This window comes from Yersinia aldovae ATCC 35236 (assembly GCF_000173735.1).
GTDB classification, from domain to species: domain Bacteria; phylum Pseudomonadota; class Gammaproteobacteria; order Enterobacterales; family Enterobacteriaceae; genus Yersinia; species Yersinia aldovae.
Genome location: NZ_ACCB01000046.1, coordinates 13,418 through 33,481, shown reverse-complemented (window position 1 = coordinate 33,481; position 20,064 = coordinate 13,418). Strand labels below are relative to the sequence as shown.

The window sequence follows — 20,064 nt, the reverse complement described above, 5'->3', positions numbered from 1 at the left end:
CCCTAAAATCTACTCAATTACGGCCTGATTTTGACTGGTTTCTGCTTCTACCAGAGCATCTACCTCAGCAACATCGGCAACTGCTGCGGTAAACTTACGCCCCGGTAAGGTTTTACATGCGGCTCCCCCCTCAGGTGGTGCGGTGGTGGGATAAACCTCTTTCGGCGAAATGTACACCGGCGTGGTGGCCACAAAACCGTCGCTGAAAGTGGCCTCAATGAAGGTCGCCTGCCAGCCCGTGGCTGGGGCGCTAAGGGCGACTTCAAGGGTATTCGACGGGGTTACCGCCAGCGGGAATGCGTTATATCGCACATCGCAGGCATAGCGAAAATCGCGAGCGTCGGGGTTAGTTGCAGTCCAAAGCAGTACCTTCACTGGCGTCTCTGACAAGCTGACTGTCAGCATTTGCACCTTATCTTTCATGCCAATGCTGCTATTCAGTTGCGGCATGGGTATCGATTGCTGAAAGCGATTAACAAAGGTAATCAATGATTGTTCGCTGAATGCTTTGATACCATAGTGGCTGGTATTAGGAGCGACGCGAAGTGCTTTGCTGCCCGGTAATTTATCGTAGTAAAAATCAGTATTATCAGGCACATAAAAATCATCGCCACTGGCGTTGATGATATACTTGGGAATATCAAGGCGGGATTGATACTCAGTACCCAAATACTGCAATGGATCAGATATCTGCATTAGTTTGGCAAAACCTGTGCTATCGAGTTTTTTATCAATCTCTTGCTGATAGTAGGGGGTAAACGCAATCGGCCAGTTACCGCCATAAGATTGATACATATGCTCCAACGCGACACGAGTATCCAGCAGGTCAATCACAAACGGCACAATGCCCTCAACACGCGGATCAGCAATGGCGGTGAGCCAGGTGGCCCAACCGCGTTTAGATAATCCAGTGACCATAAAACCGCTTAATGCTTTATCTGGTAACTCCTGCTGCACCATCGTCATGGCTTGAGAAATAGCCGCCGCCATAGGTACATGCAGTGGCAATATAGAACGTGCCTCTGGTGCATCCATAAATAAAGCCCAGCTACGAGCAACGCTATAATCTTCTTTAAGCGGCTCTCCATCCGATTGATATTCAAGATATTGATTAGGGACAGTGCTGACAGATACCACGACAGTATTTGTGGCGCGCGCAATCGCTTGTAAAGTATCTATCGAAAAATCCGTTGGGGCAGAGGGTGGAATGGTGGCGGTGCCGTGGTTAGTCCCGTTGTTGATAACCACTAACGCGCGTTTTGATGTACTGATCTCGGGTATAAAGACTTCAACTTCGTGCTGCCACGCCGCAGGTGACACCAGATTGCCGGGCGACCAATTCTGTGAAGTGAGTCGGTAGCGCCGCCACTCCAACCCCGGCAGGCTCTCCTGACTCAGTAAATTGTAGATAAGCGGTTCTGCTGCCAGCTTCTCCCGGTAACAGGCGAGAACCTGCGTAAAATCTGTATTGCTGCATGTTGTTGGTTTGGCATCCGTTGGTGCTAAACAACCGGCCATTGACGACAATGGCAACCCAAGCACCAAAATCAAAGCAATTATATAACGAGGCATCATCCCTATCCTTCTCTGTTATGTGTTTCGGTTAAAACACGTTCAAGAAGATTAGATAACGAATCAGAGATGTAAAAAATCCGAATTTCACCTGTATCTACCGTTTTTATGATATTACCGTTCCAAAAGACATACGGTGAATAGCGCCATCGCCCTGAATATAAGATTTTCTGCACTAAAAGGCTTTAGTTTGCCGTTAAACGCGCTGTTTATGACCGAAGGCACCAGTATCAACAAATTGATCCAGGTCGGGATAGCACGGTTTAAAGATACCCGTCTGGTCATCATCGATAGGGTAATTCTTATGGATCGCGGGGAAATAGTTGATCAAGCGCCACCGGCTGAATGCTTCTCCAACCTAAAATCCGAGCGCACCCAAGCTTTTTTGGCACCGGTTATTCACTAACGAGTTCATTACGTTGGGAGCTTCATTGGGTATTTGTGGGTGAGGGCACCCTCACCCTTTTTATCCTTACTCGCCCACAATATTGTCAAACAGAATTCGGTCGTGAGTGATATGAGACTCTGGACATAAAAATATAAACTCAACATCTGTTGTTGCAGCCAGTTGATGTGCTGTATCAGGATAAATACAGAATACTGAACCTTTAGCAAATGCATCTACGCGCTTATTTTTTAACGCGCCAGCAATAACATCCGCAGTCCAGATAGCCCCTTTTCCCGAGAGTATGATATACCACTCTTCACCTTTGCTATGACTGTGGCATCTTACGCATTCCCCCTGCGCAACCTTGGCGCCATAGGCCTGTAAACCTACTTTTTTAAACATTGTGATAATTGATATTCCAACCAGAGTATCTTCTATCGCATTATTATCATTAAAATCCGCGAAATTTATCATGTAACATCTCCTTACGTAAAACAGAGTAAATAATGCACTACAAGGCAAAAGTAAATTGCTATCTAATAAAGAATACAATCCTTAGCAATCATAGGAAACACACTTTAACCATACTAATAATTAATTTATACCGGGAGATGAAAAAATAGAAAAAATTACCCGCATCACTTAAAGCTTTAATACGATTTTGGGCGCGTAGCTCAGAGCCTTGGGGGGCTAAAGATAATAAATCAAGATTTATTTATGCAAATAATAGATACCATAAATTATTAGCACTACCTGATAAATTTAGTGTGGAAGGGCGACTTGATGGTGAACTCCCCGCATCAACATCAGATTTTCAATCTGAATTTCAACAACATGATCGTAAAGTAGAATTATTGCAGGATCGCGTAACATCAGTTGAAATACATGCCTTTGAGGGTAACGCATACTTTCAACCTTGGTTTTTTGATAAATATCCATTAATAGATGAAAATGGAATTTCCATAGGGACTATTTTTCACGGGCGGGCGGTTAACAATATGACATTGACTTATTTAAATAGAATAAAAACATCAACATCTCTTGTATTTACTCCACCATCTGATTTATTTTCTAACAGAGAGTGGGAAGTGTTATTTTATATTCTACATTCATTCTCAAGTAAAGACATTGCCAAAAAACTGGGTTTATCGACAAGGACTGCCTGTAATATAACCCAAGCCATCTATAATAAAGTAGGCGTCTCCAGTAAACGACAAATTATAGATTATTGTTATGAACAAAAAATCAATAACTACATTCCCCAAAGCTTCTTCGAATCCACAGGTTCTTTTACATTAATATGATGCCAAATAAAAACCAGCATCAATGATGATAACTACCACAGCAAATGCCCTATCAGCGGTGCACCGATAACCGTAATAATACCCGCCAGCATCATCACCAGGCTGGATACCACCCCCTCTTGCTGCCCCATTTCATACGCTTTGGCCGTCCCTGCACCGTGAGAGGAAGCCCCCAGGCCCGCGCCTTTTGCCAGGCCACTGCGTACAGAAAGGCGTAAAAACAGCAAATCCCCTACCGCCATGCCAAACACCCCAGTAATCACCACAAATAGCGCCACTAAATCCGGTTGCCCCCCCAACTGCTTGGCCGCTTCCAATGCAAAAGGCGTGGTAATCGAGCGCACCGCCAAGCTGCGCTGTACTTCTTCTGAGAGAGTCAATAACTTCGCCAACCACACCGAGCTGACCACCGCCACGGTAATCGCGGTGATAACACCCGCTGTCAGAGACAACCAGTGGCGGCGAATAATCGACAGATTCTCATAAACCGGCACCGCAAACGCGATGGTTGCTGGCCCCAATAGCCACAATAACCAATGTGTTTCACCAATATAATCCTGATAAGAGATATGGGTGACCACCAGCAGCAACACCAACACCAGCGGCGTCAATACCAAGGGCATCAACAATAGTGACCGGCGGCGGCGATAGAGTTTTTTGTTGGCAAAATACAGTGCCAGCGTGGCAAGAAAGCACGCGATGCTGATAATAAAATCATTCATGATGATTAGACTTGCGGCGTTGTAGCCACACCTCAAAACGGTAAACCCGGTCAACCACCAAACCCGTTGCCGCCAGGGTCAGTGAGGTACTGACCGCGATAACAGCGAAAATCTTCCAACCGTCCACCATGATTAACTGGGCATAATTCACCACCGCCACCACCGCTAGCACAAAGAACAACAGCATTTCAGCCAACAGCCAGCGTGAACCGGCCTGAACCCAGCGCACCGGTAAAATGCGCAACATAATCATAGCCAGCAGCAATAACATTCCAACGATATTAGCCGGTAACGGCAAGTGGAGTACGTTAACCAGTTGATCAGAAATAATAAATATCCCAGCATACAACGCGACCTGAACCGGTACTTGTAAACGCGTGAGAACAGACGGCGCAAAACTGTGTAACGCCAACGACATGAGAAACCCCAATGGGAAATTTTGACAGTGTTTAGTATAGGCCGCAGGTAACATTGCTAAAAATGAATTAAAATCATTGTTATCATGCCTAAATGGCATACTTCTCCGCTCGCCGACAGGAAAAATAATGGATATTCGAACACTGCGTTATTTCGTCGAAGTGGTGCGCCAGCAAAGTTTCACCCGCGCGGCAGAAAAGCTGTTTGTTACCCAACCCACCATTAGCAAAATGCTGCGTAATCTGGAAAATGAATTGGAGTGCAGCTTACTCACGCGTGAGGGGCGACGTCTGCATTTGACCGACAGCGGGCAGGCAGTTTATCAGCGCGGGCTGGTAATTCTCGACCAGTTTCAGCAGTTGGAAGCGGAGCTGGAAGATATCAGCTCATTGAAGAAAGGTAAGCTGCGACTCGGCATTCCGCCCATGGTTGGTACGCAAATGGCAGTACTTATCAGCGAATTTCGCCGCAGTTACCCCGGCGTAGAACTGCAAATTGCCGAATTTGGTGGTTTAACCGTGCAACAGGCGGTGCTCTCCGGTGAATTGGATTTAGCCCTGACCGCCCTCCCCGCTGACGCCGATTTGCCGCTGACATCATTGCCGCTGTTTAGCCATCCATTATGTGTGGTGGTGCCACGCACCGCATTTTGGCTTAACCGCACCACCCTCACTATTCCTGAGTTAGCTGACCAGCCGATTCTGATTTATAACGAGGATTTTGCCCTCTATCGCCAGTTAATGGATGCTTTTGCCGCCGGAGGATTTACGCCACAAATCGCCGTGCGCAGCGGCCAGTGGGACTTTCTGGCCGCGATGGTGCAAGCCAATATTGGTATCGCCATTTTGCCAGAACCTATCTGTCAGCGGCTGGATAAAAACGCGCTGTTATGGCTACCATTAGAACCGCTGATGCCGTGGCAGTTGGGGCTTATCTGGCGTCAGGGCAGCTATCTTTCCCACAGCGCGCAGGCATGGATTAGCCGCTGCCGTGAATTTTGGCCCAATGGTTCGTTGGTGGAAATAAAACCGGCCACTGATCAGTGGCCGGATTGAAAGATATTAACCGAGGTTAATGACAAAGTGCCTGTAGTGGTGAAAACAGGCAGATCGTAAAGACGCCGTACTTCTTTTGTTAAAACAAGCATCCCTGGGGGCTCGAGCCGCGCCGTCCTTGGCGCGGACGCTTTACTCTTCTGCCTGTCCTCACCTTGCAAGATCGAGTCGTCGGGGTTTGTCAGCAGTCTGATATTAACCTTCTTTTTCGATCAACAATGCTTCGAGTAGATCTAAATCATGCAACAGTTTTTGCAGGGTTTCGTTGCTGATTTTCTGTGTGGCGCGCAAATGATACAGCTCGCCGCGTTCAGCCCGCAGCGCGGTTAAGCGAAAACGCCGCTCCAGATTTTCGATAAGTAAAGTGTTCTCAATTTCATCTTTACTGCCGGTGCGTCGTCGCAAAGTCCCGATAACGCGAGAGCTGACCTCTTTCAGCAATTCGGGATCGATATTCTCCTCGCTGCTGGCCGCCAGGCGCTCTTCCATCTTATTTAAACTGACAATCGCCACTTCCGCCGCGGCCGCCTTCGCAAAACGCACTTCTTCACGGCTGGCACTCTTATCTGCAACTCTCACGCCACGCAGTAACGGCGGCAAAGCAATCACCCCAACAATAACCGATAACAAAATGACGCCGGTGGCGATAAATACCAACTGATAACGGGATGGGAAAGCGGAACCATCGCTAAGGAATAATGGAATCGACAGAACACCGGCAAGCGTAATCGCTCCACGCACCCCGGCGAATGAAGCAACCCACAACTCACGGGTGGTATAATTGCCAAATTCCAGTGGCCGCTTGGTCAACACGCGCTTGCTGATTTTCTTCATCGCCCACAACCAGCTAAAACGCAGCACCAGCAACGCGCCATAAATAATGGCAACATCGGCAAACAGGTTCCAGGTTTGGATGGTCGGGTCCAGTTCTGCCTGCACGATAGAGGTTTCCAGAATCCCCGGCAGTTGCAGGCCCAGCAGGATAAACACCATGCCGTTAAACACGAACTCCAACATTGACCACACGCTATCAGCACGTAACCGCATCGCCAACGGCGCATTACGAATAACCCCTGACTGGCTGATGGTCATACCCGCTGCGACGGCGGCTAAAATGCCAGAAACACCAATATGTTCTGCAATCAAGTAAGAGGCGAACGGCAGCAGCAGCAGCAAGACGATTTGTGTTGCCGGATCATCACCGCTCCAGCGGCTCATCAGGCGCAGCGACTTACTGTATAGCCAGGTGACGGCGACACCGGCCAGCAGGCCACCAATCGCCACTTTTAGGAATTCCAGCGTTGCACCAGACACCGTAAACACCATCGTGCCCATCGCAACCGCAATGGCAAACTTTAGCGCCACCAGACCGGAGGCGTCATTCATCAATGCCTCCCCTTCCAGTACGCCCATAATTGATTTCGGTATGCGACCTTTCCCCACGATACCGGACAATGCCACGGCATCGGTTGGCGACAGTACTGCCGCTAGCGCAAAGGCCGCCACCAGTGGAATCCCCGGTACCATCCAGTAAATCAGATAGCCGATGCCCACCACCGTGACCAGCACTAATGCCAGTGCCAGACCAAAGATCTCGCGCCCGTGGTGAATAAACTCCCGTGTCGGCGTCTTCCAGCCATCGGCAAATAACAGCGGCGGAATAAACAGCACCAGGAATAATTCCGGATCAAAATCGACATGCAAACCAAAGTGGGGAAAGGCCAATAAGGCACCACAGACAATCTGCATCAGAGGAAGGGGAATTTGAAACGGTAACATCCGCGTGACAACGCCAGAAAGCGATACCACCAAAATCAGGATGAGGATTGTAAAAAAGATTTCCATGCTTTCCTTAGACTCAACACGACATTCGTTCTGACATACCCGCCCATCACCAGGGCCGAAGTGTAGCTTTTGATAGTAGATCACTTTTTCATGTAATGGGGAAAAAAGCTGTTACAAATGGTAGGAAAAACAAAGATAGGAAGGTTATTCAGAATAGTCTGGCATCAGGGCCGCATTGACTGCTGATGCCAGTATAAATCTGCAATAGCGTGAACTTAAATCGCCCAGCCGCCAGCATAGAATGCCACCAGCGCTACCGCAATAATCACCGTACCGAGATTCAATTTACGCCATTCACCAGAAAAGATGCGGCCAATGACCAGTGAGCTGAAGCCCAGCATGATACCGGTCACGATATTACAGGTCAGCACGATAAACACCGCACACAGCAAGCCCGACATGGCATCTACGAAGTCTTCAAAATCCAGTTTGGAAACGTTGCTCAGCATCAGCAAACCGACGTACATCAGAGCCGGCGCTGTGGCATAAGCGGGAACCAAATAGGACAGCGGTGAGAGGAACAGCATCAACAGGAACAGGATACCGACGACGGTTGCTGTCAGACCGGTTTTGCCGCCTGCCGCAGTACCGGCCGCAGATTCAATATAAACCGCCGCAGGAGCCGCCCCCACTAAACCGGCGAAGATGCTGCTGACGGAATCAGAGGTCAGCGCTTTACCGCCACTGATGATCTGGCCATCTTTATCCAGCAAGTTTGCCTGCCCTGCTACCGCGCGGATAGTCCCGGTGGCATCAAATACGGCGGTCATCACCAATGCCAATACACTTGGCAACACCACCGGCTTCAAAGCACCCATGATATCAAGACTGAAAATCAACGAGTTACCATCAGCGTCAGCCAAGCTTGGCATGGCAAACAGCCCTTGATAAGTCACGCTGGGATCAAAAATCAGTCCGATAACTGAGATGGCGATAATCACCAGCAGAATGCCACCCGGCACCCGCAGTTTCTCCAGGCCAAAAATCACCGCCAGACCCAGCAAGGTCATAATCACCGGGAAAGAAGTAAATGCGCCCAATGCGACCGGCAAACCTTCAATAGGGTTTTTGATAACCAGGCCGACACCGTTGGCGGCAATCAGCAGCAGGAACAGACCAATCCCAATCCCCGTACCATGCGCCACGCCCATCGGCAGGTTACGCAATATCCACGAGCGGATACCGGTGACGGAGATAATGGTAAACAGCACCCCCATCAGGAATACCGCCCCTAATGCCACGGGAATACTGATGTGTTGGCCTAATACCAAACTGAACGCAGTAAATGCAGTCAGTGAAATAGCACAACCAATTGCCATTGGCAGATTTGCCCACAAGCCCATGAGCAGAGAGCCAAGGCCCGCCACCAGACAGGTTGCAACAAACACCGCCGTTGGTGGGAAGCCCGCTTTACCTAACATGCTCGGCACAACAATCACCGAGTAAACCATAGCCAGAAAGGTTGTTAGGCCAGCCAGCACTTCCTGGCGCACATTACTGCCACGTTCACTCAACTTGAAAAACGCATCAAGCGAACTCTTCGGCTTTACTGCCTGGTTCGCTTGAGGATTGGTGCTAGACATGATGATGTCCCCTGTGTGTCATTTTTAAAATAGTCAGCAAGTCACACGCTTTTCCCATACGTAATCGTTTCCGTTGCTACCGATTAACTCATCAACTCCGCCATTACGCAAATGGTGAAGAGAATAGCAAACGATTAGCTGGGAACACGCATGACTGAAAAAAAATCGAAGTTTAGGGTGGATGAAATTCAAAGCAAACGATTATCTAGCTATTCACAGCGACTAATCAACACCAGATAGCCACATTTACTGCATTTTTTTACATTAATTTGTTTGGACGCATTTATTCTCAGGGGAAATCAAAGTGTGAGCAGCCTCACACCTGTTTTGTTTGCATAATTCTTAATAGCTAATGATGGGTTATTAGCTTTCTAATTTAAAAGCGCCGCCCTTTTCAATCGCCTGTTGGTAAGCTGGGCGCTGATGGATGCGCATTAAGAAATCTTGCAGTTTCGGGAACCCCGCAAGACCGCCGCGCATATTTATTGCCTCAATAGGAAAACTCATCTGAATATCTGCCGCGCTAAAATCGCTGCCAGCAAACCATTGATTCTTTTCTAAATGCTGTTCCAGATAATCGCGGTGAGTGGCAATTTGCTTATTCAGGTAACTTTTCTGTACCCCATCACCCAATGCTTTGGCGACCGGACGGATAATCCACGGTACTGGCGGCCCACCCAGGCGGCTGAAGATCAGTTTCATCACCAGCAATGGCATCAGTGAACCTTCGGCATAATGCATCCAATAACGGAACTGCTGACGATCATAATGGCCGGTGGGTTTAAGCAGCCCTTGTGCATCATAGGCTTCCTGCAAATACTCAATGATGGCACCCGATTCCGCCAGTGTTAAGTCACCGTCAGTAATCACCGGTGATTTACCCAGCGGGTGGATTTTCTTCAATTCAGATGGTGCCAACAAGCTGCCAGGATCGCGCTGATAGCGCTTCAACTCATAAGGTACTTGCAATTCTTCCAACATCCACAAGATCCGCTGTGAACGTGAATTATTCAGATGGTGAACCGTGACCATAACCAAGCTCCATATGATAAACATCAGAGTATTGATTATAGTGATAAAATAATTTTTGGTTTGCAAAGCTGCCAATGCGGATGTTAAGAAAGGAAGAATAGATATATCGAGGTATAAAAATCTTATCCCTCTGGAACGGCTTAAAACCAACAAAAAGCCCTGTCGAGACAGGGCGTTATTTTCCTAAGCAGCGCTGTTGTGCTTAAAAGACAGCACAATCAGAACGGGATATCGTCGTCGAAATCCATTGGTGGCTCATTGCCACCTTGTGGTTGCGTAGCTGGTGCTGACTGAGCCGGGCGTGAAGCCTGCTGACCCCCGCTGAACTGGCTGCCACCTTGTGGTTGCTGAGGCTGACCCCAACCGCCTTGCGCGCCGCCGTCTTGTGATGCACCACCACCCGCCGGAGCACCACCGCCTTGACGACCACCCAGCATTTGCATGGTGCCGCCGACGTTAACCACAACTTCAGTGGTATATTTCTCAACACCAGCCTGATCTGTCCATTTACGGGTTTGCAATGCGCCTTCGATATAGACCTGAGAGCCTTTGCGCAGATATTCACCAGCAACTTCTGCCAGTTTACCGAACAACACCACACGGTGCCATTCCGTCTTTTCTTTCTGCTCGCCGGTTGCCTTATCACGCCAGCTTTCGGAAGTGGCCAGGGTGATATTGGCAACAGCGCCGCCATTAGGCATGTAGCGGACTTCCGGGTCTTGGCCCAAATTCCCGACCAAAATCACTTTGTTTACGCCTCTGCTGGCCATGTGAACTCTCCTGATGAAATAAATTTTGTACGGTACATACCCTAAATAATTCGAGTTGCAGGAAGGCGGTAAGCGAGATAATACCGATAAGCTTACTGTAGTAAGTGATTCGGGTTATTAAGCGTAGCCAACGCACATGCAACTTGAAGTATGACGAGTATAAGAGAGTAAGTTTAACACGCTAGCAGGTAAACGGCACAACTGATCATCACTGCGCAATGCATTGCAAATTTATTGCAATAACTGCCTTAATTGCACCCGGATACTGGATATCCATTCAGGTTTTTTTGTGTCATAATTATCCGTTTCGTACTGGCTGTGTCCTTTTTTGGCGTTGCAAAATGCGTCTATACATTACTCAAAGTGATTGGAATTGCAGGTAGGCGGCAAGCGAGCAAATCTCGGTGAGCTTACAACCAGTAAGTGATTCGGGTGAGTGAACGCAGCCAACAACCCTGCGGCTTCAAGTATGAAGAGTAAAAAAGGGCATGGTGAGAGGCTCAGTTTACATCCGGGAAATGTTTGAATGGATAATATCGAAGTTCGGGGCGCTCGCACCCATAATCTTAAGAATATCAACCTGATTATCCCGCGCGACAAACTGATCGTGGTCACCGGTCTATCGGGTTCAGGCAAATCCTCACTGGCTTTTGATACCCTGTATGCCGAGGGCCAACGCCGCTATGTTGAGTCTCTTTCCGCCTATGCGCGCCAATTTCTATCGCTGATGGAAAAACCGGATGTCGACCATATTGAAGGTCTGTCTCCGGCCATCTCCATCGAGCAAAAATCGACCTCTCATAACCCGCGTTCTACCGTGGGCACCATCACTGAAATTCATGATTACCTGCGTTTGCTGTTCGCCCGTGTCGGCGAGCCACGCTGCCCGGATCATGATGTACCGTTGGCAGCCCAAACCGTCAGCCAGATGGTGGATAACGTCATCACCCAGCCGGAAGGCCGCCGCCTGATGCTACTGGCACCGGTGGTAAAAGATCGCAAAGGCGAGCATACCAAGACGCTGGAAGGCCTTGCTATGCAGGGCTACATCCGTGCGCGGATCGACGGTGAGGTTTGTGATCTGTCTGATCCACCGAAATTAGAACTGCAAAAGAAACACACCATTGAAGTGGTGGTCGATCGTTTTAAAGTGCGCGAAGATCTGGCTCAACGGCTGGCAGAATCGTTCGAAACCGCATTGGAGCTTTCCGGTGGGACTGCTGTGGTCGCCGATATGGATGACCCTCACGCCGAAGAACTGTTGTTCTCCGCCAACTTTGCCTGCCCGATTTGCGGCTATAGCATGAGTGAGCTGGAACCGCGCCTGTTCTCCTTTAACAACCCGGCCGGTGCCTGCCCGACCTGTGATGGTCTGGGTGTCCAGCAGTTCTTTGACCCAGACCGCGTGCTACAAAACCCTGAGCTGTCACTGGCCGGTGGCGCGATTCGTGGCTGGGATCGTCGCAACTTCTATTACTTCCAGATGCTGCGCTCACTGGCTGATCATTATAAGTTTGATATCGAAGCACCGTTTAACTCGCTGGATGCCGCAACACAGAAAGCGGTATTGTACGGTTCCGGTAAAGATACTATTGAATTCAAATATATAAATGACCGCGGTGACACCACCGTTCGCCGCCATCCATTCGAAGGTGTGCTGCACAATATGGAGCGCCGTTATAAAGAAACGGAATCCAGTGCGGTGCGTGAAGAACTGGCTAAATTTATCAGTAACCGCTCTTGTGCATCCTGCCACGGCACCCGCTTGCGCCGCGAAGCGCGCTATGTGTTTGTAGAAAATACCACGTTGCCAGAGATTTCAGAACTGAGCATCGGCCATGCGCTGAGCTTCTTCCAAAACATGAAGCTCAGTGGTCAGCGGGCGCAAATCGCCGAAAAAATATTGAAAGAAATTGGCGATCGGCTGAAGTTCCTGGTTAACGTCGGGCTAAACTATCTGTCACTGTCCCGCTCTGCGGAAACCCTCTCCGGTGGTGAAGCGCAGCGTATTCGTCTGGCCAGCCAGATTGGTGCCGGTTTGGTGGGTGTCATGTATGTGCTGGATGAGCCGTCCATTGGTTTGCATCAGCGCGATAACGAACGTCTGCTGGAAACACTGATTCACCTGCGTAATCTGGGTAATACCGTGATTGTGGTGGAACACGATGAAGACGCTATCCGCGCCGCTGACCATGTGATTGATATCGGCCCCGGTGCCGGTGTGCATGGTGGTGAGGTGGTAGCGGAAGGGACTGTCGATGACATCATGGCGGAACCGAAGTCACTGACAGGCCAGTTCCTCAGCGGTAAACGCGAAATTGCCATTCCAGCACAACGTGTCGCCGGCGATCCGACCAAAGTATTGAAACTGATTGGTGCCAGTGGTAATAACCTGAAAGATGTCACGCTGACGCTGCCTGTTGGGTTATTTAGCTGCATTACCGGTGTTTCTGGCTCGGGTAAATCGACGCTAATCAACGATACTTTATATTGCATCGCACAGCGTCAGCTAAACGGCGCGACCAGTAATGAACCCGCGCCGTATCGTGAGATTCAAGGGCTGGAGCATTTCGATAAAGTCATTGATATCGACCAAAGCCCGATCGGCCGTACCCCGCGCTCTAACCCTGCGACCTATACCGGTATCTTTACGCCAATCCGCGAGTTATTTGCCGGTGTACCTGAGTCTCGTACCCGTGGTTATACGCCGGGCCGCTTCAGCTTTAACGTTAAAGGTGGGCGCTGTGAAGCCTGTCAGGGTGACGGGGTAATTAAAGTCGAAATGCACTTCCTGCCGGATATCTATGTGCCATGCGACCAGTGTAAAGGTAAGCGTTATAACCGTGAAACGCTGGAAGTAAAATACAAAGGTAAGAACATTCACGAAGTGCTGGCGATGACTATCGAAGAGGCGCGTGAGTTCTTTGACGCCGTTCCGGCACTGGCGCGTAAGTTGCAAACCTTGATGGATGTGGGCCTGTCCTACATCTGCCTGGGCCAATCCGCGACCACGCTGTCCGGTGGGGAAGCGCAGCGGGTGAAACTGTCGCGCGAGTTGTCAAAACGTGGCACCGGCCAGACACTCTATATTCTGGACGAACCCACTACCGGCCTGCATTTTGCTGATATCCAGCAACTACTGGCGGTGTTGCATCAGTTGCGCGATCAGGGCAATACCATCGTGGTGATTGAGCATAATCTGGATGTGATTAAGACCGCAGACTGGATTGTCGATCTGGGGCCAGAGGGCGGCAGCGGCGGCGGCGAGATTTTAGTATCAGGCACGCCAGAGACCGTTGCGGAGTGTGCTGCGTCACATACAGCTCGCTTCCTCAAACCGATGTTGCAGCGTAAGTAGCCATTAAATGAGCGCTCCGGGGCAATCAGTCAGTTGTCCTGGAGTGCTATTTTAGCCTTCAGACAACTAACTCTTGCCGCCGATGTTCGGGCAATCCCTGCAAAACCAATTGATAAGAACGGTCAATCAACGAATAAAACTGTGAGTTGGGTAATTTGCCATCCAGAAACACCGTGTTCCAGTGCGCTTTGTTCAAGTGTTCACTCGGCACGATCTCCGGATGTTGCTCTCTCAGGCTTTCTGCCAATTCAGGGCTGGTTTTCAATGAGATAAAGGGGCGTCCTTCCGTCTCGCCCACCATAGCAAACATCACATCTGCAACTTTAATCTGATTCGCCTGCCACTTCTCATGGTCGCTCTGCTCTGCCCCAGGTTTGGACATGCAGTATTCCAGTAATGCTGAATTATTCATGTGGATATCTCCTGTAATGGGCCGGTACCGTCTCGCGAAACGGCCTCATAAGCTATTTATTCCATAAAGGCTTCATTGAACAGCTACACATGCTGAAGCATCAGTTTGCGCCTTTGACAACAGATTTACTGTGAGCAATGAATGATCGTTTGGCATGTATCAACCACATCAATTAGTATATTCTTTAATCGATTTACAGCCATCGGTCTTGGACTAAACAAGTAGAAGATAAAGGTAACTCACGGAAAGGTGGCGAAAAAATAAAACAAAAAAGGCGATATTGCTATCGCCTCAGACGGCTGATAAACCCTAACGGCTCGATCTTACAAGGTGAGGACAGGTAGAAGAGTAAAGCGTCCGCGCCACCAGGGAAGGGTTTACGGCGTCTTTACGATCTGCCTGTTTTCACCGTTACGGGCACCTCAGGCGATATTGCTATCGCCTTAATTTAAATCATGTGAATAGTAGATTACTGTACCGCGGCAAAAGCCGCCGCAACACGTTGAACATTACTGTGATTGACGCCAGCCATGCACATCCTGCCGCTGGCTATCAGATACACGCCAAACTCTTCACGCAAGCGATCCACCTGTGCTGCGCTAAAACCGGTGTAACTGAACATGCCGCGTTGTTGTAGCAGGTAATCAAAATTACGGCTTGGCAAAGAGGCTTTTAAGGCGTCAACCAACGAGTTACGCATCTCAATAATACGCAGCCGCATCTGTTCTACTTCTGCCTGCCATTGACCGCATAACTCACTGTCATGCAAGACTTTTGCGACCACCTGTGCGCCGAAGTTTGGCGGACTGGAATAGTTACGACGCACTGTCGCTTTCAGTTGGCCTAACACCCGCCCCGCCGCTTCTTCACTCTCACACACCACAGACAAGCCACCGACCCGCTCGTTATACAAAGAGAAGATTTTAGAGAAAGAGTTACTGATCAAACAGGGTAACTCAGCTGCTGCCATCGCGCGGATAGCATAAGCATCTTCATTCAGCCCGGTACCAAAACCTTGATAAGCGATATCCAGGAAAGGGATCAGATCCCGGCCTTTAGCCACTTTAATGACGTGATCCCATTGCGCGTTGGTAAGGTCAGAACCCGTCGGGTTGTGGCAGCAAGGATGCAGTAAAACGATACTTCTGGCAGGCAATTGCTGCAATGTTGCCAGCATTTGGTCGAACTTTACGCCCAACTTGTCGTTATCGAAATACGGATAGGTATTCACCTTGAACCCTGCGCCACTAAAGATAGCAACGTGGTTCTCCCAAGTAGGATCACTGACCCAGACCTGTGAGTCAGGGAAATAGTGATACAGGAAATCAGCACCGACTTTCAGTGCACCCGATCCACCCACGGTTTGAATCGTCGCCACCCGTTGCTGAGTCAGCATCGGATGATCGCTGCCAAATAATAACTGCTGGATAGCCGTTCGGTAGGCAAGCAACCCTTCCATCGGCAAATAAACCGGAGTCCCGTGCGGCTGCGCATTCAATTGTGCTTCCGCAGCTTGAACCGCTTGCATCAACGGGATCTCACCCTGTTCGTTGTAATAAAGCCCGATGCTCAAATTTACTTTATGCGCACGGCTATCAGCTTTAAAACTTTCCATCAGCGACAGGATCGGATCACCTGCGTAAGCGTCAACATTCTGGAACACGGTGCTGCTCTCCTTTATCGATAGTCATTATCTATGCCTTTATTAGGCAGCTTACCTTATTCCCCTAGATATTCCATCGCTACGCGGGAGGTCAGCTTAGTGATCAACTCATAAGCACTGATACCGGTGTAAACCGCAATTTTCTCAACCGGCAATCGGAACCCCACAACAGCACTTCGTCACCCACTTTATCGCTGGCATCCGGCCCAAGATCAACTGAGATCATATCCATAGAGACTCGTCCGACAAGGCCCACTTCGCGGCCATTGATCCGCACGGGGGTGCCTGATGGTGCGCTGCGCGGATAACCGTCACCATAGCCAATTGCCACCACACCCAAACGGGTATCGCGATCACTGACCCAGGTGCCGCCATACCCTACTGGCTCACCGGCTTTGTGCTCACGAACAGCAATCAGGCTGGATTTCAGTGCCATTGCCGGTAATAAATTATAATGGCTGGCATGGGGCGAATCCAAAGGTGAAACACCGTACAGAATAATGCCTGGCCGAACCCAGTCACGATGCGCCTCTGGCCACAGCAAAATACCGCCAGATGCGGCGATAGACTTCATCCCCGGTTTACCGGCAGTAAAGGCATCAAAACAGCTTAGTTGCTGACGAGTGGTCTCCACTTGCGGCTCATCTGCGCGGCTAAAGTGGCTCATGATATTAACTGGCTGAATAACATTATCGCAGGCACTCAGGCGCTGATAGAAAGCCTCCGCCTGTTCAGGGCGAACCCCCAAACGGTGCATTCCAGTATCGAGTTTCATCCAGACATTAATCGGAGCAGGCAGTTGCACGTTTTCCAGCGCTTCTAATTGCTCAATGCTGTGTACTGCGGTTTCAATGCGATTAGCCACCAGAATTGGCAAATCTTCTGCGGCAAAGAACCCTTCCAGCAGCAGAATCGGCTTTACAATCCCGCCAGATCTCAGCATCAGTGCTTCGCCGATACGCGCCACACCGTAGCAATCAGCATCTTGTAGCGTGTGTGCTATTTCTAATAACCCGTGGCCATAAGCGTTTGCTTTCACAACTGCTATCAGGCGGCTTTGTGGCGCGATATGCCGTATCTGTTGCAAGTTATGTCGCAGAGCGCGGCGGTCGATTACTGCTGTTGCCGCTTTCATTTCTTATCCTTAATAGAGGTTATACCCAAAGCCAAGGCTGCAAGTGAAAAAGCCTGCAACTTCAAGGATAAAGGGGATATTATTCGTCGTCGTATTGCGGGCCTGCATAATTATCAAAGCGCGACCACTGACCGTTAAATTTCAGCCGGACAGAACCGATCGGGCCATTACGCTGTTTACCCAAAATGATTTGTGCGATCCCTTTCTCATCACTGTTCTCGTGATAAACCTCATCACGGTAAATAAACATGATTAAGTCAGCATCCTGCTCGATAGAACCTGATTCACGTAAATCGGAGTTAACTGGCCGCTTATCAGCACGTTGCTCCAAACTACGGTTAAGCTGTGATAACGCCACTACCGGCACTTGCAGCTCTTTTGCCAGCGCTTTCAGCGAGCGAGAGATTTCCGCGATTTCCAGCGTTCGGTTATCTGACAAGGACGGCACCCGCATCAATTGCAGGTAGTCGATCATGATCAGGCTCAAACCACCGTGTTCACGGAAGATACGCCGCGCACGGGAGCGCACTTCAGTGGGGGTCAGGCCGGATGAGTCATCGATGTACATATTGCGTTTTTCCATCAATATACCCATCGTGCTCGAAATACGCGCCCAATCCTCATCATCAAGCTGACCGGTACGAATACGCGTCTGATCCACATGCGATAAGGATGCCAGCATACGCATCATTATCTGATCACCGGGCATCTCCAAACTGAAGATTAATACCGGTTTTTCCTGCATCATCGCGGCGTTTTCGCACAAGTTCATCGCAAAGGTGGTTTTCCCCATCGATGGACGCGCGGCGACAATAATTAAATCTGATTTCTGCAAGCCGGCAGTCTTTTTATCCAAATCAGTAAAACCGGTAGAAACCCCGGTGACACCATCATGAGGCCGCTGATAGAGCTGTTCAATTCGCGCGACCGTAGCTTCGAGGATCTGATCGACGCTTTTCGGCCCTTCATCTTTGCTGGCACGGCTTTCGGCAATCTGGAACACTTTGGATTCAGCCAGATCCAGCAGGTCTTCACTACTACGCCCTTGCGGATCATAACCGGCATCGGCAATCTCGTTGGCCACCGAGATCATTTCACGAACGACGGCACGTTCGCGCACGATATCAGCATAAGCACCGATATTCGCCGCACTTGGCGTATTTTTTGAGAGTTCTGCCAGATAGGCAAACCCCCCGACCGAATCCAAATCCCCTTTTTGTTCCAGCGATTCAGACAATGTTATCAAATCGATTGGCTTGCTGTTCTCCAGCAAACGCTGCATTTCAGTAAAGATCCGGCGATGCGGGCGGCTGAAAAAGTCATTGCTGGCAACGCGTTCAGACACGTTATCCCAGCGTTCGTTATCCAGCATTAAACCGCCCAACACGGACTGCTCTGCCTCCAGCGAATGAGGCGGGAGCTTCAGCCCTTCCATCTGGCGGTCTCGTGGCGCTGTCATATTGTTGGTTGGTTTTTTTGCTGCCATGAAAAGTGTTCTTTACCTTTGTTGCGATAGGAAAATATCGAATAGAAAATATAACGACCTAGTATATACACAAAGTAATTGGAGTTGCAGATAGACAGTAAATGAATAAATCCCAATGAGCGGACAGAAATCAGCGATTCAGGTGAGTAGATGCAACTGACTTCAAGTATCAAGGGAATTGATGATGATATCAGTCACGGCAATTGGTTTCAGCCGGTACTTGGCACACCATGCAGATCCCTGTAGGGTGAAAATACACCTATTGCGAAGGAACTGACATGGCAAAGCATATCCAATTTAGCACCACCGGCGGGCCAGACGTATTGCAATATCTTGATTTTACACCTGTTGACCCTGCTGCACATGAGGTTCAGGTCGAAAATAAGGCAATTGGTATTAACTATATTGATACCTATATCCGTGGCGGGCTTTATGCACCGCCACATCTCCCGAGTGGGTTGGGAACAGAAGCCGCCGGAATTGTGACCAAAGTCGGGGCCAAGATTAGTGCGATAAACGTCGGTGATCGAGTGGTCTATGCCCAATCTGCTCTTGGCGCTTACAGCGAAGTCCATAATGTCGCCGCTGACAAAATTGCCATACTCCCTGATAATATCTCTTTCGAGCAGGCTGCGGCATCATTCCTCAAAGGGCTGACTGTCCATTATCTGTTGCGCCAAACTTACGCGATTAAACCGGGCGAAGTATTCCTGTTCCATGCCGCAGCAGGGGGAGTTGGGCTGATTGCCTGTCAATGGGCAAAAGCACTGGGAGCCAAGCTGATTGGTACGGTAGGCTCTGATGAAAAAGCTGAATTAGCAAAAGCTAAAGGAGCTTGGGCGACCATTAACTATCGTACAGAAAATATTGCCGAGCGGGTTGCAGAACTGACCAACGGCGAGAAAGTAGGCGTAGTATATGACTCCGTTGGCAAAAGCACCTGGCTGGACTCGCTCAACAGCCTTAGGCGCAGAGGTTTAATGGTTAGCTTTGGCAACGCTTCCGGCCCGGTGACGGGGGTAGACCTTGCTATCCTGAACCAAAAAGGCGGGCTGTATGTTACCCGCCCGTCCCTCAACGCTTATGTTACTCATCGGCAAGAGCTGGAAAATGCCAGTGAACAATTATTCTCACTCATTGCCAGCGGAGCAATTAATGTTGATGTAGCTAAAGTGCAGCAATTCCCGTTGCGCGATGCTCATCGCGCACACCAAATATTAGAAAGTCGCCAAACAACCGGCTCAAGCTTACTTATTCCTTAATAACTCATACTAATAATGGATAGTTAATTATTGCTATCCATTAGTTACAATTAGATCTTA

The 20,064-nt window shown here is 49.3% G+C and carries 15 protein-coding genes and 2 pseudogenes; 5 read left to right on the top strand and 12 right to left on the bottom strand.

Features of this window, described 5'->3' with window-relative positions; translation table 11 throughout:
- Nucleotides 1-9: 9 nt before the first annotated feature.
- Nucleotides 10-1,572, bottom strand: coding sequence for a PhoPQ-activated pathogenicity-related family protein (locus YALDO0001_RS16785; protein WP_042840364.1), 1,563 nt, complete (start codon nucleotides 1,570-1,572; stop codon nucleotides 10-12).
- 286 nt (nucleotides 1,573-1,858) lie between these two features.
- Between YALDO0001_RS16785 and YALDO0001_RS21375 the strand changes: the two are divergent.
- Nucleotides 1,859-1,978 (top strand): annotated as a pseudogene (locus YALDO0001_RS21375) (amino acid ABC transporter ATP-binding protein); the annotation flags it as partial.
- Nucleotides 1,979-2,044: 66 nt separating this feature from the next.
- Here YALDO0001_RS21375 and YALDO0001_RS16775 read toward each other — a convergent pair.
- Nucleotides 2,045-2,434 (bottom strand): cupin domain-containing protein, encoded by a 390-nt coding sequence (locus tag YALDO0001_RS16775; protein ID WP_004704771.1) that lies wholly within the window; start codon nucleotides 2,432-2,434, stop codon nucleotides 2,045-2,047.
- 179 nt (nucleotides 2,435-2,613) lie between these two features.
- Here YALDO0001_RS16775 and YALDO0001_RS16770 point away from each other — a divergent pair, with 179 nt between their 5' ends.
- Nucleotides 2,614-3,264, top strand: a complete 651-nt coding sequence (locus YALDO0001_RS16770) for a helix-turn-helix transcriptional regulator (RefSeq protein WP_050773553.1) — start codon at nucleotides 2,614-2,616, stop codon at nucleotides 3,262-3,264.
- A 32-nt stretch (nucleotides 3,265-3,296) separates the two neighbouring features.
- On the opposite strand, the gene YALDO0001_RS16765 is transcribed toward YALDO0001_RS16770, so the two are convergent.
- Nucleotides 3,297-3,986: an LrgB family protein gene (locus tag YALDO0001_RS16765; protein ID WP_042547103.1), complete on the bottom strand. Its 690-nt coding sequence runs from the start codon at nucleotides 3,984-3,986 to the stop codon at nucleotides 3,297-3,299.
- On the bottom strand, nucleotides 3,979-4,404 hold the full coding sequence (locus tag YALDO0001_RS16760) for a CidA/LrgA family protein (RefSeq protein WP_004704766.1): 426 nt from the start codon (nucleotides 4,402-4,404) through the stop codon (nucleotides 3,979-3,981). Before YALDO0001_RS16760 ends, YALDO0001_RS16765 begins: the two co-directional genes overlap by 8 nt.
- 127 nt (nucleotides 4,405-4,531) lie before the next feature.
- On the opposite strand from YALDO0001_RS16760, the gene YALDO0001_RS16755 reads away from it, so the two are divergent.
- Nucleotides 4,532-5,458 (top strand): LysR family transcriptional regulator, encoded by a 927-nt coding sequence (locus tag YALDO0001_RS16755; protein ID WP_004704765.1) that lies wholly within the window; start codon nucleotides 4,532-4,534, stop codon nucleotides 5,456-5,458.
- Nucleotides 5,459-5,653: 195 nt separating this feature from the next.
- Here the strand turns inward: YALDO0001_RS16755 and YALDO0001_RS16750 are convergent, their stop codons facing one another.
- From YALDO0001_RS16750 to YALDO0001_RS16735, 4 genes are all read right to left on the bottom strand, one after another.
- On the bottom strand, nucleotides 5,654-7,303 hold the full coding sequence (locus YALDO0001_RS16750; RefSeq protein WP_004704764.1) for a Na+/H+ antiporter: 1,650 nt from the start codon (nucleotides 7,301-7,303) through the stop codon (nucleotides 5,654-5,656).
- Between the two features lie 215 nt (nucleotides 7,304-7,518).
- The gene (locus tag YALDO0001_RS16745) at nucleotides 7,519-8,886 is read right to left on the bottom strand and encodes an NCS2 family permease (protein ID WP_042840360.1); all 1,368 of its coding nucleotides are present in this window, start codon (nucleotides 8,884-8,886) and stop codon (nucleotides 7,519-7,521) included.
- Between the two features lie 363 nt (nucleotides 8,887-9,249).
- Nucleotides 9,250-9,918: a glutathione S-transferase family protein gene (locus YALDO0001_RS16740; RefSeq protein ID WP_042840359.1), complete on the bottom strand. Its 669-nt coding sequence runs from the start codon at nucleotides 9,916-9,918 to the stop codon at nucleotides 9,250-9,252.
- A 218-nt stretch (nucleotides 9,919-10,136) separates the two neighbouring features.
- Nucleotides 10,137-10,688 (bottom strand): single-stranded DNA-binding protein, encoded by a 552-nt coding sequence (locus tag YALDO0001_RS16735; protein WP_004704761.1) that lies wholly within the window; start codon nucleotides 10,686-10,688, stop codon nucleotides 10,137-10,139.
- Between the two features lie 526 nt (nucleotides 10,689-11,214).
- Between YALDO0001_RS16735 and uvrA the strand changes: the two genes are divergently transcribed.
- Entirely contained in the window at nucleotides 11,215-14,046 is a 2,832-nt protein-coding gene (gene uvrA / locus YALDO0001_RS16730) for an excinuclease ABC subunit UvrA (protein ID WP_004704759.1), read from the top strand.
- A gap of 58 nt (nucleotides 14,047-14,104) precedes the next feature.
- On the opposite strand, the gene YALDO0001_RS16725 is transcribed toward uvrA, so the two are convergent.
- The 4 genes and pseudogenes from YALDO0001_RS16725 to dnaB form a co-directional block, all read right to left on the bottom strand.
- Complete coding sequence (locus tag YALDO0001_RS16725; RefSeq protein WP_004704757.1) at nucleotides 14,105-14,458, bottom strand: MmcQ/YjbR family DNA-binding protein; 354 nt, start codon at nucleotides 14,456-14,458, stop codon at nucleotides 14,105-14,107.
- A gap of 469 nt (nucleotides 14,459-14,927) precedes the next feature.
- Nucleotides 14,928-16,121, bottom strand: a complete 1,194-nt coding sequence (locus tag YALDO0001_RS16720) for an amino acid aminotransferase (RefSeq protein ID WP_004704755.1) — start codon at nucleotides 16,119-16,121, stop codon at nucleotides 14,928-14,930.
- A 56-nt stretch (nucleotides 16,122-16,177) separates the two neighbouring features.
- Nucleotides 16,178-17,256, bottom strand: a pseudogene (alr, locus tag YALDO0001_RS16715) (alanine racemase).
- Between the two features lie 79 nt (nucleotides 17,257-17,335).
- Complete coding sequence (dnaB, locus tag YALDO0001_RS16710; RefSeq protein WP_004704751.1) at nucleotides 17,336-18,742, bottom strand: replicative DNA helicase; 1,407 nt, start codon at nucleotides 18,740-18,742, stop codon at nucleotides 17,336-17,338.
- 278 nt (nucleotides 18,743-19,020) lie between these two features.
- On the opposite strand from dnaB, the gene YALDO0001_RS16705 reads away from it, so the two are divergent.
- Nucleotides 19,021-20,004: a quinone oxidoreductase gene (locus YALDO0001_RS16705; RefSeq protein WP_004704750.1), complete on the top strand. Its 984-nt coding sequence runs from the start codon at nucleotides 19,021-19,023 to the stop codon at nucleotides 20,002-20,004.
- Nucleotides 20,005-20,064: the final 60 nt, after the last annotated feature.